Origin of the sequence: Kitasatospora sp. NPDC088346 (genome assembly GCF_044740765.1) — a bacterium.
Classification (GTDB): Bacteria; Actinomycetota; Actinomycetes; order Streptomycetales; family Streptomycetaceae; genus Kitasatospora.
In genome coordinates this window covers 51,168-67,319 of record NZ_JBIURH010000022.1, presented here as the reverse complement: position 1 = coordinate 67,319, position 16,152 = coordinate 51,168, and the positions used below count along the sequence as shown (strand labels likewise).

15 protein-coding genes are annotated in these 16,152 nt (G+C 74.4%); 11 read left to right on the top strand and 4 right to left on the bottom strand.

The window, feature by feature from the left end; translation table 11 throughout:
* Nucleotides 1-21: 21 nt before the first annotated feature.
* Entirely contained in the window at nucleotides 22-525 is a 504-nt protein-coding gene (locus tag ACIOFR_RS25385) for an SseB family protein (protein ID WP_401001138.1), read from the top strand.
* A 153-nt stretch (nucleotides 526-678) separates the two neighbouring features.
* Nucleotides 679-1,629 carry a pirin family protein gene (locus ACIOFR_RS25380; RefSeq protein WP_401001135.1) on the top strand — a complete coding sequence of 317 codons (951 nt, stop codon included), beginning with the start codon at nucleotides 679-681 and terminating at the stop codon, nucleotides 1,627-1,629.
* A 138-nt stretch (nucleotides 1,630-1,767) separates the two neighbouring features.
* Here the strand turns inward: ACIOFR_RS25380 and ACIOFR_RS25375 are convergent, their stop codons facing one another.
* A complete protein-coding gene (locus tag ACIOFR_RS25375; protein ID WP_401001132.1) occupies nucleotides 1,768-2,496 on the bottom strand; it encodes a protein phosphatase 2C domain-containing protein in 729 nt (242 codons plus the stop codon).
* Between the two features lie 436 nt (nucleotides 2,497-2,932).
* Here ACIOFR_RS25375 and ACIOFR_RS25370 point away from each other — a divergent pair, with 436 nt between their 5' ends.
* Nucleotides 2,933-3,154 carry a DUF5302 domain-containing protein gene (locus tag ACIOFR_RS25370; protein WP_401001130.1) on the top strand — a complete coding sequence of 74 codons (222 nt, stop codon included), beginning with the start codon at nucleotides 2,933-2,935 and terminating at the stop codon, nucleotides 3,152-3,154.
* A 137-nt stretch (nucleotides 3,155-3,291) separates the two neighbouring features.
* On the opposite strand, the gene ACIOFR_RS25365 is transcribed toward ACIOFR_RS25370, so the two are convergent.
* The 3 genes from ACIOFR_RS25365 to ACIOFR_RS25355 all read right to left on the bottom strand — a co-directional run bounded on the left by ACIOFR_RS25365 (nucleotide 3,292) and on the right by ACIOFR_RS25355 (nucleotide 5,599).
* Nucleotides 3,292-4,590: an amidase gene (locus ACIOFR_RS25365; protein WP_401001128.1), complete on the bottom strand. Its 1,299-nt coding sequence runs from the start codon at nucleotides 4,588-4,590 to the stop codon at nucleotides 3,292-3,294.
* A 48-nt stretch (nucleotides 4,591-4,638) separates the two neighbouring features.
* Entirely contained in the window at nucleotides 4,639-4,872 is a 234-nt protein-coding gene (locus ACIOFR_RS25360) for a hypothetical protein (protein WP_401001126.1), read from the bottom strand.
* 79 nt (nucleotides 4,873-4,951) lie between these two features.
* Complete coding sequence (locus ACIOFR_RS25355) at nucleotides 4,952-5,599, bottom strand: ATP-binding protein (RefSeq protein ID WP_401001124.1); 648 nt, start codon at nucleotides 5,597-5,599, stop codon at nucleotides 4,952-4,954.
* 303 nt (nucleotides 5,600-5,902) lie between these two features.
* Here ACIOFR_RS25355 and ACIOFR_RS25350 point away from each other — a divergent pair, with 303 nt between their 5' ends.
* The 8 genes from ACIOFR_RS25350 to serS all read left to right on the top strand — a co-directional run bounded on the left by ACIOFR_RS25350 (nucleotide 5,903) and on the right by serS (nucleotide 16,118).
* On the top strand, nucleotides 5,903-6,763 hold the full coding sequence (locus ACIOFR_RS25350; RefSeq protein ID WP_401001122.1) for a hypothetical protein: 861 nt from the start codon (nucleotides 5,903-5,905) through the stop codon (nucleotides 6,761-6,763).
* Nucleotides 6,764-6,928: 165 nt separating this feature from the next.
* Nucleotides 6,929-7,684: a YcnI family protein gene (locus tag ACIOFR_RS25345; RefSeq protein WP_401001120.1), complete on the top strand. Its 756-nt coding sequence runs from the start codon at nucleotides 6,929-6,931 to the stop codon at nucleotides 7,682-7,684.
* 102 nt (nucleotides 7,685-7,786) lie between these two features.
* On the top strand, nucleotides 7,787-8,494 hold the full coding sequence (locus ACIOFR_RS25340; protein ID WP_401001117.1) for an SCO family protein: 708 nt from the start codon (nucleotides 7,787-7,789) through the stop codon (nucleotides 8,492-8,494).
* Nucleotides 8,491-9,006, top strand: a complete 516-nt coding sequence (locus ACIOFR_RS25335; RefSeq protein WP_401001115.1) for a copper chaperone PCu(A)C — start codon at nucleotides 8,491-8,493, stop codon at nucleotides 9,004-9,006. The genes ACIOFR_RS25340 and ACIOFR_RS25335 overlap by 4 nt, the downstream gene beginning before the upstream one ends.
* A gap of 3 nt (nucleotides 9,007-9,009) precedes the next feature.
* Nucleotides 9,010-11,271, top strand: a complete 2,262-nt coding sequence (locus ACIOFR_RS25330; protein ID WP_401001112.1) for a FixH family protein — start codon at nucleotides 9,010-9,012, stop codon at nucleotides 11,269-11,271.
* Between the two features lie 163 nt (nucleotides 11,272-11,434).
* Entirely contained in the window at nucleotides 11,435-12,793 is a 1,359-nt protein-coding gene (efeB, locus tag ACIOFR_RS25325) for an iron uptake transporter deferrochelatase/peroxidase subunit (RefSeq protein WP_401001110.1), read from the top strand.
* A gap of 165 nt (nucleotides 12,794-12,958) precedes the next feature.
* A complete protein-coding gene (gene pheA, locus ACIOFR_RS25320) occupies nucleotides 12,959-13,894 on the top strand; it encodes a prephenate dehydratase (RefSeq protein ID WP_401001107.1) in 936 nt (311 codons plus the stop codon).
* A 949-nt stretch (nucleotides 13,895-14,843) separates the two neighbouring features.
* Nucleotides 14,844-16,118, top strand: a complete 1,275-nt coding sequence (gene serS, locus ACIOFR_RS25315) for a serine--tRNA ligase (protein ID WP_401001104.1) — start codon at nucleotides 14,844-14,846, stop codon at nucleotides 16,116-16,118.
* Nucleotides 16,119-16,152 lie beyond the last annotated feature (34 nt).

Sequence of the window (16,152 nt, the reverse complement as noted above, 5' to 3'; positions counted from 1 at the left end):
CGGGCCCGATAGCCTGTCCCTGTGTACGGCTATGAGCAGACCGCATACCAGGGCGACCCCTACCAGCAGCAGACCATGCAGCAGGGGATGAACGGCATGCCCGGCTCCGGTCCGTACGGCGACCCCCAGCAGGCCACCCCCCAGCAGTCTCTCTACCCCGAGCCGTCCCCGCCATCCCTCGCGGACGCCGTCCGGGCCTTCACCACGGGCTCGATGCCGGTCGAGGACTTCCAGGCCATCTTCATCACCTCCAAGGTGTTCTGCCCCCGCGGCGACCGTCCGGGCTTCCTCGCCCTGCACAACACCCCGACGCCGGTGATCCCGATGTTCAGCTCGGTCAAGGAGCTGCGCCGCTACGCCGGCAAGGAGTCCAAGCACTTCAGCGTCAGCGGCGCCGAGGTGCTCGACCTGCTGCCCACCGGCTACGGCTTCGCGCTCGACATGGAGGGCGAGCACCGAATGGTGTTCGACGCGAAGGCGGTCGAGCAGATGGTCGACTTCACCATGCGCCGGATGTACGGCTGAGCCTCCCGGCCGCCGCGCGACACCCCTGACACACCCGAGCAGACCGTCCGGGGCGGCAGCGGCGCAATATGGTTGAAAGTTCAACCTTGCGGTTGGTTGAGAATTGAACTACTCTGGCGGATGTAGGCCACACACCCCCCGAAGGAGGCCGACATGCCCGCCGTGACCGTCGACAACCCGCTGACCCTCCCGCGCGTCGCCACCCCCGACCCGACCCTCACGGTGCCCCGGCCGGTCGTCTCGGTGGTCACCGCCCCCGAGGGCTTCGAGGGCGAGGGCTTCCCGGTCCGCCGGGCGTTCGCCAAGGTCAACCAGAAGTTCCTCGACCCGTTCATCATGATGGACCAGATGGGCGAGGTGGAGTACGCCGCGGGCGAGCCCAAGGGCACCCCCTGGCACCCGCACCGCGGCTTCGAGACCGTCACCTACCTGATCGACGGCGAGTTCATCCACCAGGACTCGCACGGCGGCGGCGGCCACCTCGGCGGCGGCGACACCCAGTGGATGACGGCCGGCTCCGGCATCCTCCACATCGAGACCCCGCCCGAGTCGCTGGTCACCTCCGGCGGCCTGTTCCACGGGATCCAGCTCTGGGTCAACCTCCCGGCCAGCGACAAGATGACCGGCCCCCGGTACCAGGACATCCACGGCGGCCACGTGAAGCTGCTCTCCACCCCGGACGGCGGCGCGGTGCTCCGCCTGATCGCCGGCGAACTGGACGGCCACCGGGGCCCCGGGTCCACCCACACCCCGATCACCCTGATGCACGCCACGGTCACCCCCGGCGCGCAGCTCACCATCCCCTGGCAGCCGGACTTCAACGCCCTGGTCTACGTCCTCAACGGCGACGGCAGGGTCGGCGCGGAGGGCCGCCCGGTGCACACCGGCCAGGCCGCGGTCTTCGGCGCCGGTGACACCGTCACCGTCTCGGCCGACACCAGGCAGGACGCCCGGCACCCCAACCTGGACGTGATCATCCTGGGCGGGCAGCCGATCCGTGAGCCGGTCGCCTGGTACGGCCCGTTCGTGATGAACAGCCACCGCGAACTCCAGCAGGCGATGGAGGACTTCCAGTCCGGCGCCTTCGGGCACCCGATCTCCTGACCGACCGACGAACCGATCATCACCGCATCGGACCGGCGGGCCGTTCGGTTCCGGGCACGGGAGCCACGGGCGCCGCAGACGCGCGGGAGCTGCGGGCGCGGGCGGGCTCAGACGCGGGCGGGCTCAGACGCGGGCGGCTCAGACGCGGGCGTGGACGGCGGAGGCGTCGTCGTGGGCCTGCGCCCGCGGCCACCGCTCGCAGCGGGGGTCGGTCCGCTCCGCCGCCCGGACCCGGTCGATCAGGGCGTCCGGACCCGACGCGGACATCAGCCGCAGGGCGTCCGACCAGTCGCCCAGGGCGAAGAGGTCGGTGAAACGCGCCGCGCCGTCGCTGAGGGCGGCCACCGCGGACAGCTCCGCCAGCCGCACCCGGCCCGTCTCGGCGTACTCCGCAGCCCTCGGCGAGGCGGCGACCGTGCGCGGCCCGGGCCCGGCGGTGCGGGCCCCCGGGACCGGACGGCGCGACCCGACCACCCGGGGCGGACCGTCCCTGAGCCCCAGGACCAGCAGCGAATCGCCCAGCACCAGGTACTCCAGTGCCTCGCCGACCACCCGGGCCGCCACCACCGTGGCGGCGGGCGTCCGGGGATGGGCCAGGTCGCAGCGCCCGCCGTGCAGGGCCGCCGTCTCCACGACGGCGTCGGCCAGGCACTCGCCGATCGACCGGTCGGCCCGACCGGTCAGCCGGGCGAGCAGGCGCACCCCCAGCCGTCGGACGTACCAGGCGGTCCCGTGGCTGCAGCCCGACTCCCGGCCGTCCGGTGGGCCCAGCCCGTCGAGCAGCACCAGGGCCTCCGGCGTGGCGGCGGTGAAGTCCTCGTTCGCGCGGCCCGGTCGGCCCGGCTCCCCAGCGAGCTGTACCTGCATCCCGTCAGTGTGGCGGGGGCGGCGCGGCGGGGAACAGACTCCGGACCGTGATCCCTGCCGGGCGGGTGCACGGCACCACCGGTGGCACCCGTCCGAACCGGAACATACCGTCGTACTGTCGACCGTTCGCGCGAGGAGTCGGCGCGCGCTGGCAGTCTGGAGCAACGGCATGGTCTGGCAGTTCTTCGTCCTCGTGATCGCCGCGATCGGCTTCCCCGTGCTCACCCTGCTCTACCTGATCGGCGGGCCCTACTTCCCGGACGAGCACCACCCCGAGCAGCACTAGGGCTTGACCGGCCCGGTCGATCTTGTCCGGAGGCCGTCGGGTGGGCCGTCGGCCGGCCGGATCGCCCGGGCGGGCCGCGGTGGCAGCGGGACGGGGCCGCGACGTGGCAGTCTGTGCCTGCACATCAGCTCCCGTCCAGGAGGTCCCCGCATGAGCAGCGAAACAGCCGAACCCGAGCACCAGTCGGCCCCGGAGCCCGAGGCCGCCGCGGCAGCGGACGACGTCAAGGCGAAGTTCCTCGCCGCGCTGGAGCGCAAGCACGGCGGCAAGGCGGGCGGCGGCGCCGGCGGCGCAGGCGGCGAGTCGAAGATCCACGGCGCGCACAGCGCCGCGGGCGGCAAGCGCACCTTCCGCCGCAAGAGCGGCGGCTGACGGTCGGTCGGAGCAGGGGTGGGCCGCACGGCGGCTCGCCCCTGTTCGCGTTCCCGGGCGCGGCCGGACCGGCCGTTGCTCCGGACCAGCCGTCCGCCGGGACCGGCCGTTGCTCCGGGACCAGCGGTTGCTCCGGATCAGCCGTCCGCCGCGATCAGCCGTTCCTCGATCAGGGCCGCGAACGCCAGCAGGTCCTCGTCCCCGCCGGCCGGTCCCACGCACTGGAGCCCCAGCGGGAGGCCGTCCAGCCGCCCGGCCGGGAGGGTCACCGCGGGTACGCCCGCGAAGCTCCAGGGCAGTGACATCACCGCGTCACCCGTGCTGTCCAGGCCCCGCGGGGCCGGGCCGGTGGCCGCCGGGGTGAGCCACAGGTCGATCCCCTCGGCCGTCGTCCGGTCGGCCAGCCGGCGCCGGAAGGCGTCCCTGGCATGCAGGGCCGCGGTGTGGTCGGCCGCGTCGATCTCGTGGCCGCGCCGGATCTCGGCGGCCGTCTCCGGCCGGTAGAGGCCGCCGAACCGGGGGAACAGGTCGCGGTGCTCCCGGGCCAGTTCGTAGCGGTCCACCAGGAGCAGGTGCCGGACCAGGGCGTCGAAGTCGCCCAGCACCTCGACGGCGCGGATCTCCAGACCGCCGTCCCGCAGCCGGCGGATCGTGTCGTCGAACTCCGCGCGGGCGCTCGGCCGCACCCGGTCGAGGTAGGCGCCGACCGGCACCCCGCAGACCGGCGGACGCCCGGGCTCCCGGGGGGTCCAGCGGTCGCACAGCACCCCGGCGGCGAGCCGGGTGCCCGCCAGGTCGGAGGTGAACACGCCCACCGTGTCCAGGCTCGGGGAGTGCGCGACCACCCCGTCCACCGGGATCCGCCCGTACGTCGGACGGAAACCCACCACCCCGCAGTAGGCCGCCGGGCGGATCACCGAGCCGACCGTCTGGGTGCCGATCGCCAGCGGGACCAGGCCCGCGGCGACGGCCGCGGCCGAACCGCTGCTGGATCCACCGGGCGTGTGCGCCGGATCGTGCGGGTTGCGGGTCGCGCCCGGCGCGCGGACGGCGAACTCGGCGGTCACCGTCTTGCCCGCGATCAGCGCGCCCGCCGCCCTCAGCCGGCCGACCAGCGAGGCCTGCGGGCCGCCGAGCACACCGGGCGGCAGGGCCGAACCCGCGTGCGTGGGCAGTCCGTCGACCCGGACCACGTCCTTGACCCCGACCGCCACGCCGTACAGCTCCGGGCGGTCCGCGGCGGCCGGCCAGGACTCCTCCAGCCGCCGGGCCTCCTCGACCAGCCGGTGGTACCGGCCGGGCTCGGGCACGAACGCCCGGACCACCGGGTCCAGCCGGTCGATCAAGGCGCACAGCCGCTCGACGTACGCGGACGGCGGGACCTCCCCCGCGCGCAGCGCCGCGGCCTCCGGCACCAGCGGGATCATCGGCTCCATGCCGTCAGGCCGCCCGGACCGCACCGGCCCGGACCGGCGGGGGCGTCGTCACTCGTGCTCGGTCGGCAGGTACGGCGCCTCGCGCAGGAACAGCGCCCCGCAGCTGTGGCAGTGCAGGTTCGGGTGCTCGACCCAGTGCTTGGCGTCGCGGGTCTCGGCGCCCGGATCCAGCTCCCGGCCGCACATCGCCACGATCGTGTCCCCGCGCACGATGTGCCAGGTCTTCACCTCGCCCGACGCAGCACCCGCCGGACCGTACTCGGCACGCATCTGATGAATCATGGGATCCATGCTCCGAGGGCTCCGGCGGGCGGGCAACTCCAGCGCCCGGGGACGGCCCGCGAGCGGACCGGGCGGGGGCTCAGGAGGCGCGCAGCAGCGCGTCGTCCTGCCACTTGAGGACCTTGTCGAAGCTCACGATCGCCCCGCGCAGCGGATGGTTGCGCAGCTGCACGTGGTCGGTGAGGGCGTGGATGAGGAACAGGCCGCGGCCGCTCTCCGCGGCGAGGTCGGGCAGGGCGTCGAGATCCGGGGTGCGCACCAGGGCCGGGCGGCCGGCCGGCAGGACGTGGGTGTCGTACGGCGCGGGGCGGTCGGCCGGGCGGGAGCGGTGGCCGGCCAGGATCCGGGCGGGCAGCGAGGCCCGGCCGCGCCGGGTGCGGCAGCGGCCGCCGGGGCGGACGGCGGCGAGTGTGCCGGCCGGGCGGCGCAGCGGCGGGACGGCGGGCGAGACGGGCGCGGCGATCGGCGGCAGGCCCGGGCCGGAGTCGACGACCTCGATGCGCAGGCGGTCCCCGGTGATGGATGCGGTGACCTGGAAGCCCTCGTCGGGCCGGCCGGTCACGGCGTGCTCGACCGCGTTGGCGCAGGCTTCGGTGAGGGCGACCCCGAGGTCGTAGGCGATCTGGGGGTCGACGCCGGCGGAGTCCATCGCGCCGAGCAGGATGCGCCGGGCCAGCGGCACGCTCGCCGGATCGCGCTTGAGGTGCAGAGTCCACCAGATGTCCACGGGAGGTCCCTCCTGGCTGCGGCTCCACATACAACTAGGTATCTCCGACCGATCCGGCGCCGAACCGTCCGTCCGGGTCGCGACCACCCGTCCGGCGGATGGACTGAGGTGGGACTCTGTGCCGAGCGGCGCACTGGCCGGCGCGCACGCCGGGCCCGAACGGGGCAATCGGATGACATTCCGATCCCGGGGGCGGCCCGGGTGAGGACGGCCGGGGCCGACCCCGGGTCCTGGCTGGGGGTTTCCGGGGATCCGCGACCCTCCCTCGGGCCGTGCGGCGGGCGGTGAGATGATGGCCCGGCCATGACCGACAGCCACGCCGCCCCGCGCCGAGGAGCCGCCGGACACCCGACCGGGGTGCCGGCTGCCGCCTGGGACCTGCGGCTGGCGCGGGCGGTGCCGTTCGCGCTGGTGTGCACGTTGATCGCCGCGGCCGGGCACGCCCTGGTCGGCGGCGGCGCGGTGGTCCTGCCCGCGCTGGCGATCGGCTTCGCGGCGGTCCTCGCCGTGGCCGTCCTGCTCGGCGGCCGGGAACGGTCGATGACCGCGATCGCCGGGGCACTCGGAGTGGGCCAGCTGGGCCTGCACCTGCTCTTCCACTGGGCCGGCGCCGCGGCCGGCGCGGGCGCCGCGATCGGCTCGATGGCCTCGATGCCGGGCATGCCGTCGGCCGGACCACCGGCCACCCTGCCGGAGCTGGCCGGCCGGCTGCTCTGCGACGACCGGCCCGGCGACGGGCTCTCCGCCGTCCCGCCCGGCCGGACCGCCGAGCAGGTGGTGAGCGCCGCCGGTCTCGACCCGCAGGCGTACGCCCTCGCCGGCTCGCACCCGGGCGGCGCGCACGCGGCCGCGGCGTTCGGGATGAGTCCGGCGATGCTGCTCGGCCACCTGGCCGCGGCTCTGGTCGCCGGCTGGTGGCTGCGGCGCGGCGAGGAAGCCCTGTGGCGACTGCTCCGGGTCGCGGCGAGCGCCGCGCAGGAGTGGGCGCACCCGCTGCGCGGCGTGTTCGCGCTGGTCGCGGCGGTGCTGCTGGGCCTGCCCGCGGGCGAGGGGAAGACCCGTCGGCCCGGTGGGCCGGCGGATGACTGGCGGCTGCCCGGGGTGGCGGCGCTGCGGCACAGCGTGCACCGGCGGGGCCCGCCGGCGGCGGCCTTCGCGCGCTGACCCGCGAGCCCGTACGACGTCCTCGGACGCGGCGGGCCGGGCGCGCCCAGGCACAGCCGTACCCGAGCGCGGTACGGCAGTCGTCCACCGCCACAGCCCCCCCGTGCACACGTACGCCGCCGTTCCACGGCCCGCCCGTGCGCCGTCTCCCCATGGAGCAACCTGATGCGTACCCTTCCCGCCCGCCGGATCGCCACCGTCGCCGTCGCCGCGGCCTCGGCCGTCGTCGCCCTGGCCGCCCCCGCCTTCGCGCACGTCACCGTGCAGCCCGGCAACGCCCAGCAGGGCGGCTACTCCGCCGTCGCCTTCCGGGTGCCGAACGAGAACGACAACGCCGCCACGGTGAAAATCGAGGTGAGCCTGCCGATGGACCACCCGATGGCCTCCGTCCGCACCGAGCCCATCCCGGGCTGGACCGCGACCCTGGAGAAGAGCAAGCTCGACAAGCCGCTCAAGTCGCACGGGCAGGACATCAACGAGGCCGTCTCGAAGATCACCTGGACCGCCAACGACGGCACCAAGATCGGTCCCGGGCAGTTCCAGGACTTCAAGGTCTCGCTCGGCGCGCTGCCCACCGACACCGACAAGCTCACCTTCAAGGCGCTGCAGACCTACGACAACGGCGACGTGGTGCGCTGGATCGAGGAGGCCAAGGACGGCCAGCCCGAGCCCGCCAAGCCCGCCCCGAGCCTGACCCTGACCGCCGCTCCCGCCAAGGCCGGCGCCTCCCCCGCGGCGGCCGGCGACCACCACGCCGGTGACGCCGCCAAGGGCGGCGAGTCCACCGCGCAGGCGGCCTCCTCCTCGGACGACGCCACCGCCCGCACGCTCGGTGTGGTCGGCATCGTCGTCGGCGTGATCGGCGCGGCCCTCGGCGTGGCCGGTCTGCGCCGCAAGAACAGCAGCAGCTCCGCCTCCTGACCCCTGGCCGGCGGGGGCCGTGCCGCCGCCCGGCCCGGGCCACCGTCCCGGGCCGTGGTGCGGCCCCCGCCGGCGACACTCGCGCATGATCGGATCATCCCCATGGCACGTACGACGTCCATCGCGAAGCCCCGCCCGTCGACGAGGTCCCGGCTGCTCGGCGCCGCCGCGTTCGCGCTGGCGGGCACGCTCGCGCTCACCGGCTGCAGCTCCTCCTCCTCGGGCGGCGCCGGCACCGGCGACGGCGCCGCCAGGATCAGCAAGGAGAGCAGCGACTCCCCGTACCGGGGCAGCGTGCTCAAGAAGCACTTCGACAAGCCCGACCTGACGCTCAGCGACACCAGCGGACAGCCCTTCGACCTGCGGACGCAGACCGCGGGCCGGGCCACCCTGCTGTTCTTCGGCTACACCAGCTGCCCGGACGTCTGCCCGACCACCATGGGCGACATCGGCGTGGCGATGTCGAAGCTCTCCGCCGAGGACCGCAAGAAGATCAACGTGGTCTTCGTCTCCACCGACCCCGCCCGGGACAACCCCACGGTGCTGCGCACCTGGCTCGACTCGATGGGCAAGGACTTCATCGGGCTCACCGGCGACCTGGACAAGGTCAAGGCCGCCGCCAAGACGCTCGGCGTCCTGGTCGAGGACCCGATCGTCAACGCGGACGGCTCGGTCACCTCCTCGCACGGCGCGCAGGTCCTCGCCTTCCTGCCCGGCGACGACAAGGCCCACCTGCTCTACATGAGCAACACCCCGCTCGACACCTACGCGCACGACCTCGCGCTGCTGGCCCAGGGCGTCGCAGCGTGAGCCGGACCTTCCGCCACGGCGCGCTGGCCGGCGCCGGACTCTCCCTCGTCCTGGCCGCCGGCGCGATCACGGTCGCCTGCGGCTCCGGGGACACGGCCGGCGCGGCCGCCCGGGGCGGCGCCGACGCGGCGGGCGGCACCGGGGCCAAGCTGGTCGTCTCCGACCCGTACATCCCGGTGCCCGCCGTCGCCGGCGGGATGGGGGCCGGGTACCTGACCGTCCGCAACGACGGCGGGGACGCCGACCAGTTGCTCGGCGTCTCCAGCCCCGCGGCCGGCTCGGTCACGCTGCACCGGTCCTCCGAGACGACCATGCAGGAGGTCGGCAGCCTCCCGGTGCCCGCGCACGGCACGCTGCAGCTCGCCCGGGGCGGCACCCACCTGATGATCATGGGATGGCAGCGGCCGCCCACCGTCGGCGACGAACTCGAACTGGACCTCACCTTCGCCAAGAGCGGCACGATCTCGGTCAAGGTGCCGGTCAAGCCGCTGACCTACCGCCCGGGGAGCTAGCCGATGCTGCTGATGCTGTTGCGGAAGAGGATCGCGGCCCGGGCCCTGGTGGCCGTACTCGGCGCGGTCGCGGCGCTGCTGATCGGCGGGGCCGGGACGGCGTCCGCGCACGCGACGCTGGTCAGCACCGACCCGGCGCAGAACGCCGTCGTGCCGACCGCGCCGACCGCCGTCACCCTCACCTTCAGCGAAGGCGTCTCGCTCTCCGCCGACTCGGTGCGGGTCCTCGACCCGGCCGGCAAGGCCGTCGACGCCGGGGACCCGGCGCACGTGGACGGCAAGGCCGACAGCGCCCGGGTCGGCCTCGGGTCCGGCCTGGCCAACGGCACCTACACGGTCGCCTGGAGAGCCGTCTCGGAGGACTCGCACCCGGTCGGCGGAGCGTTCACCTTCTCGATCGGCGCGCCCTCCGACACCTCGGTCTCGGCCTCCGCCGTCCAGGGCGCCAAGGCGGACACCGCCGTCGCCGCCGCGTACGGCACCGGCAGGACCGTCGCGTACGCGGCCTTCGCCCTGCTGGCCGGAACCGTCGCGTTCGTGCTGCTGTGCTGGCCCGGCGGCGCCGCCGTACGGCAGGTGCAGCGGCTGCTGATGACCGGCTGGATCGCGCTGCTGGTCGCCACCGTGGCGGTACTGCTGCTGCGCGGCCCGTACGAGCGGGGGACCGGGCTCTCCCAGGCCTTCGACCTCACCCTCGTCCGCAGCACCCTGGACGAGCGGATCGGCACCGCGCTGGCGGCCCGGCTGCTGCTGCTGGCGGCGGGCGGGGTGTTCCTGTCGCTGCTGGTGGGGCAGTTGGGGCAGCCTCAGCCGGGGGCGCCGGGGGCGCCGGGTGCGCCGGGTGCGCCGGGTGCGCGCGACGAGCGGGGTGCGGGTTCCCGTGGGTCGTCCGCCACCCCGGGGGCCGACCCCGAGGAGGCCGAGCTGCGGCGGCTGGAGCTGCGCGCCGCCGAACGGCCGCAGCGGGACGCCCGGCTCGGGCTCGGGCTCGCCGGCCTGGTGCTCGCCGTGGCACTCTGCGCGACCTGGGTCGGCGCGGACCACTCCGCGGTCGGCATCCAGGTCTGGCTCGCGCTCCCGATGGCCACCGCACACCTGCTGGCGATGGCGGTCTGGCTCGGCGGACTGGCGACCCTGCTGGTCGGACTCCGCCACGGCCTGGAGCTCGCCGCCGTCGAACTGTTCTCCAGAATGGCGTTCGCCTGCGTCACGGTGCTCGCCCTGACCGGGCTGTACCAGTCCTGGCGCGGGCTGGGCAGCTGGTCGGCCCTGGTCGACACCGAGTACGGGCGGCTGCTGCTGATCAAGATCGGGTGCGTCGCCGCGATGGTCGGGGTCGCCTGGATCTCGCGTTCGTGGATCGCCCGACTCCGGGTCGCCGAGCCTGCGGCGGCGGGAGCCGGAGCGGGAATCGTAGCGACAGCGGGAGCGGCGGCGGCGGAAGAGGCGGGGACGGCCGACGCGGTCGAGGCGGTCGAGGCAACGAAGGCCGTCAACGGCAGCGCGGCGGCGACCGGTTCGGCGGATGAGCTTGAGGCTGCTGCTGACGGCAAGGGCGGTGCGGACGGCGGTGCGAACGGCGCTGCTGACGGCGGCGCCGACGGTGGCGAGGGCCCCGGAGACAGGTCGGACGCCGGAGACGCGAACGGTGCCGACGACGCGGTGCGCCGGGCCCAGTTGGCGCGGCAGCGGGCGGCGCGCAGCGCCGCGACCACCAGGCGGGCCAAGGACGGCACGCCCGCCCGGGCCGGGCTGCGGCGGTCGGTGCTGGTGGAGTCGGCGATCGCGGTCGCGGTCCTGGTCGTGACCACGATGCTGACCAACTCCCCGCCCGGACGGGTAGCCTCGGCGATCGCCGCGAGCGAGCAGTCCCCGGGCGCGGCGCAGACGCCGGGCGCGGGAGCGAGCACCGTCCCCGGGCGGACGGTCGACCTCACGTTGCCGTACGACACCGGCGGCCGCACGGCGGGGGCGAAGGGGACGGCGACGGTGAGCATCAACCCCGCGGGCACCGGGAGCAACGCCGTTCAGCTCAAGCTGGACGACGCCGCCGGGCAGCCGGTGGCGGTGCCGGAGCTGGAACTGGCCTTCACGCTGCCGGACCGCGACCTCGGGCCGCTGCCGGTGACGCTGAAGGCCGAGGGCACCGGCCGCTGGTCGGGGACCGCCCAGCTGCCGCTGACCGGGAACTGGGTGGTCTCGGTGACCGTGCGGTCCTCGGACATCGACCAGGTGACCGCGGTCCAGCAGTTGAAGATCGGCTAGCCGGGCCGGGCGGGTCGCGCTTGCGATCGGGTGAGCATTCACGTGGCCGTGAATGCTCACCCGCACGCGAGCGGTGGCGGATCGGTGAACGTTGACCCGAACGCAGACGTCGGCCACCCGATGAACAGTCACCCATCAGTGAACGCTTACGAGTTGGTGAACAGTGGACGAGCCGGACACCACGGTCGACCCGGACGCGGCGACCGCAACGACCGCAACGACGGCGGCGGCGACGACTGCGGCGCCCGCGGCGCCCACGACGCCCACGGCGCCCACGGCGCCCACGACGGGAGTCTCCCGCCGCACCCTGCTGGGCAGCGCCGGAGCGGGCCTCGCGCTGGGCGCCACCGGCGGAGCGCTGGCGGCAGACGCCGCGGCCACCCACCGGAACACCGGGTCCGCGGTGCCCGCCGGGTCCGCCGCGCCGACCCTCGGCACGGCGGCCACCCCCTTCCACGGCCCGCACCAGGCCGGCATCCTCCAGCCCCAGCAGGCCCGGGCCCTGCTCGCCGCCTTCGACCTGGCCGACGGCGCCGGCCGGGACGGCCTGCGCACGCTCATGCGGACCTGGTCCGCCACCGCCGCGCTGCTGGCCGAGGGCAAGCCCGCCGGGGAGCACGAGAACCAGATCGCGCTCGACGCCGGACCCTGCGCCCTCACCGTCACCTTCGGCTTCGGCCCCTCCCTCTTCGACCGCACCGGCCTCGCCGACCGCCGCCCCGCCGCCCTCACCCCGCTGCCGGACTTCCCCGGGGACGCCCTGGACCGCTCCCGCGGCGACGGCGACCTCTGGGTGCAGATCGGCGCCGACGACGCGCTGGTCGCCTTCCACGCCCTGCGCGTGCTCCAGCGCCAGGCCGCCGGGCTGGCGTCGCTGCGCTGGCAGATGTCCGGCTTCCACCGCACGCCGGGCGCCACCGCCCGGCCGATGACCGGCCGCAACCTGATGGGCCAGGTCGACGGGACCAACAACCCGAAGCCGACCGACCCGGACTTCACCGCCCGCGTGTTCGCCGCCGGTCCCGAATGCCCCGACTGGCTGACCGGCGGCACGTACGCGGTGGTCCGCCGGATCCGGATGCTGCTGGACAACTGGGAGAGCCTCCCGACGGACCGCCAGGAGCGGGTGATCGGGCGGCGGAAGTCGGACGGTGCCCCGTTGTCCGGCGGCAGCGAGTCCACCCCGGTCGCCCTGGACGCCGTCAACCCCGACGGGACGTTCGCCATCCCCGCCGACGCCCACGTCCGGGTCGCCGCCCCCGCCGCCAACGGCGGGGCCGCGATGCTGCGCCGCGGCTTCTCGTACCACGACGGTCTGCTGCCGGACGGCTCGCCGGACGCCGGGCTGCTGTTCGTCGCCTACCAGGCGGACCCGGCCCGCGGCTTCGTACCCGTGCAGCGGAAGCTCTCCCGGGGCGACGGGCTGTCGCGCTTCCTGCGGCACGAGGCGAGCGGTCTGTACGCGGTGCCGCCGGGCGCTCCGCAGGGCGGGTACGTGGGGCAGGCTCTGCTCGACGGCTGACCTCGGACGCCCCCGGCCGGGCACCCGCTCACGGCCCGGGCACGGGGCCGGCACCGGCCGCGTCCGCTCTGCCCACGGACCGGAACGCCGCCGTGCGCGGGCGCCCGAGTGGCTAAGGTGGCAAGTCGAGTACTGCTCTGCATCACCCCGCGTACGGAGGCAGCAATGTCCGCGACCCGCTACACCTATCTCGGGCCCGCGGGCACGTTCACCGAGGCCGCGCTGCGCACCCTGCCGGAGGCGGCCACCCGCGAGCTGGTCCCGGTCGCCTCGGTGCCCGCGGCGCTCGACGCGGTCCGGGCGGGCGAGGCCGCCGGTGCCTTCGTCCCGGTGGAGAACTCGGTCGAGGGCGCGGTGACCGCGACCAGCGACGAACTCGCCTCGGGCGGGCCCCTGATGATCTACCGCGAGGTGCTGCTGCCGATCGCCTTCGCCCTCCTGGTCCGCCCCGGTACCACGCTGACCGACGTGAAGACCGTCACCAGCCACCCGGTCGCGCAGCCGCAGGTGCGGCGGTGGCTCGCCACCCACCTGCCGGACGCCCAGTGGGAGTCGGCCGCGTCGAACGCCGACGGTGCGCGGCTGGTCCAGGAGGGTCGCTTCGACGGCGCCTTCGCGGGCGAGTTCGCGGCACCGCTGTACGGGCTGGACGTGCTGGTCAACGACATCCACGACGCCGCGAACGCGACCACCCGGTTCGTCCTGGTGGGCCGGCCCGGGCGGGTCTCCTCGCCCACCGGGGCCGACAAGACCTCGATGGTGGCCTGGCTGCCCGACGACCACCCGGGCGCACTGCTGGAACTGCTCCAGGAGTTCGCCGTCCGCGGGATCAACCTGATGCGCATCGAGTCCAGGCCCACCGGCGAGGGCATGGGCAACTACTGCTTCCTGATCGACTGCGAGGGGCACCTCAGCGAGCGCAGGGTGAGCGAGGCGCTGATGGGCCTGAAGCGGATCTGCCCGCAGGTGCGGTTCCTCGGGTCCTATCCGCGGGCGGACAAGGGCAGCCCCCGGGAGCTCAGGCCGGGCACCTCGGACGCCGAGTTCGCGGCGGCGGCCGACTGGCTGTCCCGCTGCCTGGACGGCCGCGGCGAGGTCTGAGCCCCGCGAGGTCCGAGTCCGGCGAGGTCTGAGCCCGGCGAGGTCTGAGCCCGGCGAGGTCTGAGCCCGGCGAGGTCTGAGCCCGGCGAGGTCTGAGCCCGAGACGTCCGCGCCTCGGAGACGTCCGGCCTAAGAGAGGTCCGCGGCGGGCCCGGTGCGGCCGGGCTGGTGCCCCGCGAGCACTTCCGGTTGACCAGTTGAGACATCAATCCGTCGTTTTCTGTTCAGTTCTGCCCTTTTTCGACACGCGGGCAAGTTCACCTGCGTGGTGCAGTGAGCCCTTCGGGCCGCTCCGCGCCCGGTGTCCCGGCGAGCCGGCAGGCCGCCCCCGTCGTCCACAGGCCCGGGGTTCCGTCCACAGGACGCCCGCAGCGGAAGTTATCCACAGCTGCGGGGGCAAGTCGACAAAACGGCATAGCCACAGTCGCATCCACTCAGATCATCAGCTAGCGACATAGGGGTGACTAATCGGACCAGAGTCACCCTTTGACCAATAAATCACCCGTCCGAGCGAGCGAATTACCTCAGTCCAGAAGGATGACCGAGGTTTAGAGCCTCAATTCCCCGGTCCCGCACGCCCGAGTGCGCCCCGCCCCGACAATCCACAGGCCCCGAGTCCACCCTGTGGAAAACCCCCGCCCGTCGGGATCTCCACAGCGGTTATCCACAGGATCGGGCGAGTTATCCCCAGGCTGACCGCCGGTCCCCACCGCACCCGTCGACCAGCGGGCGGACGGCTCGGCGCAGGATGACAGAAGTGTGCACCGAGCGCGACCGGTCCGGTACGGCGTGACAGCGGTCCGGCGCCGGATGCGGCCCGGCTGCCGCCCGGCTGCGGTCCGGCTGCCGTCCGGCCCCGGCCGCGGTCCGACCTCGCCGCCGGCCCGCCGTGATCGCGATCGGGCAAACCGTTTCCTGCTGGGCAGCCTCTCCCCGGTAGGCTTGGCCCGTGATTGACCTTCGCCTGCTCCGTGAGGACCCAGACCGAGTGCGCGCCTCGCAGCGCGCCCGTGGCGAGGACGTCGAGCTCGTCGACGCCCTCCTCTCCGCCGACGAACGGCGCCGGTCCTCGGGCAGTCGCTTCGACGAGCTCCGCAACGAGCAGAAGACGCTCGGCAAGCAGATCCCCAAGGCCCAGGGCGACGAGAAGGCCGCCCTGCTCCAGCGCACCAAGGTGCTGGCCGACGAGGTGAAGGCCGCCGACGCCGAGCAGTCCGAGGCCAAGGAGGAGGCCGAGCGGCTGCTCCGCTCGCTCGCCAACCTGATCGACCCGGCCGCGCCGGTGGGTGGCGAGGAGGACTTCGTCACCCTGGAGGAGATCGGCACCCCGCGCGACTTCGCGGCCGAGGGCTTCGAGCCCAAGGACCACGTCGAGCTGGGCCAGCTCCTGCGCGCGATCGACACCGAGCGCGGCGCCAAGGTCGCAGGCGCCCGCTCCTACTACCTGACCGGCATCGGCGCGCTGCTGGAGCTCGCCCTGGTCAACATGGCGATGGCGCAGGCCGACGCGGCCGGCTTCACCCCGATGATCACCCCGGCCCTGGTCCGCCCGGCGGCCATGGACGGCACCGGCTTCCTCGGCCAGGCCGCCGAGAACGTCTACCACCTCGCCGAGGACGACCGGTACCTGGTCGGCACCAGCGAGGTCCCGCTCGCGGCGTACCACATGGACGAGATCCTGGACGCGGACAAGCTGCCGCTGCGCTACGCGGGCTTCTCCTCCTGCTTCCGCCGCGAGGCCGGGACGTACGGCAAGGACACCCGCGGCATCATCCGGGTGCACCAGTTCGAGAAGGTGGAGATGTTCGTCTTCACCACGCCCGAGGACGCGGAGGCGGAGCACCGCCGTCTGCTCCAGTGGGAGAAGGACTTCCTGAACGCCCTGGAGCTGCCGTTCCGGGTGATCGACGTCGCCTCCGGCGACCTCGGCGCCTCGGCCGCCCGGAAGTTCGACATCGAGGCCTGGATCCCGACCCAGGGCAAGTACCGCGAGGTCACCTCGACGTCCAACACCACCGAGTACCAGGCCCGCAGGCTGTCGATCCGGATGCGCGAGGACGGCAAGGTCCGCCCGCTCGCCACCCTGAACGGCACGCTGGTCGCCGTCCCCCGGGTGATCGTCGCGCTGCTGGAGAACCACCAGCAGGCCGACGGTTCGGTGGTGGTGCCCCGGGCACTGCGGCCGTTCCTCGGCGGACGCACCGTCATCGAGCCGTCCAAGTAACCGCACCGCGGCGGCGTACCTCCGCCGCGACACC

Excerpts from the sequence above, each read along its gene's own strand:
- ACIOFR_RS25365 (WP_401001128.1), bottom strand. The coding sequence starts at position 4,590 with ATGGAGCCGATGATCCCGCTGGTGCCGGAGGCCGCGGCGCTGCGCGCG.
- ACIOFR_RS25370 (WP_401001130.1), top strand. The coding sequence starts at position 2,933 with ATGAGCAGCGAAACAGCCGAACCCGAGCACCAGTCGGCCCCGGAGCCC.
- ACIOFR_RS25345 (WP_401001120.1), top strand. The coding sequence starts at position 6,929 with ATGCGTACCCTTCCCGCCCGCCGGATCGCCACCGTCGCCGTCGCCGCG.
- ACIOFR_RS25350 (WP_401001122.1), top strand. The coding sequence starts at position 5,903 with ATGACCGACAGCCACGCCGCCCCGCGCCGAGGAGCCGCCGGACACCCG.
- ACIOFR_RS25340 (WP_401001117.1), top strand. The coding sequence starts at position 7,787 with ATGGCACGTACGACGTCCATCGCGAAGCCCCGCCCGTCGACGAGGTCC.
- ACIOFR_RS25380 (WP_401001135.1), top strand. The coding sequence starts at position 679 with ATGCCCGCCGTGACCGTCGACAACCCGCTGACCCTCCCGCGCGTCGCC.
- ACIOFR_RS25360 (WP_401001126.1), bottom strand. The coding sequence starts at position 4,872 with ATGATTCATCAGATGCGTGCCGAGTACGGTCCGGCGGGTGCTGCGTCG.
- ACIOFR_RS25375 (WP_401001132.1), bottom strand. The coding sequence starts at position 2,496 with ATGCAGGTACAGCTCGCTGGGGAGCCGGGCCGACCGGGCCGCGCGAAC.
- ACIOFR_RS25330 (WP_401001112.1), top strand. The coding sequence starts at position 9,010 with ATGCTGCTGATGCTGTTGCGGAAGAGGATCGCGGCCCGGGCCCTGGTG.
- pheA (WP_401001107.1), top strand. The coding sequence starts at position 12,959 with ATGTCCGCGACCCGCTACACCTATCTCGGGCCCGCGGGCACGTTCACC.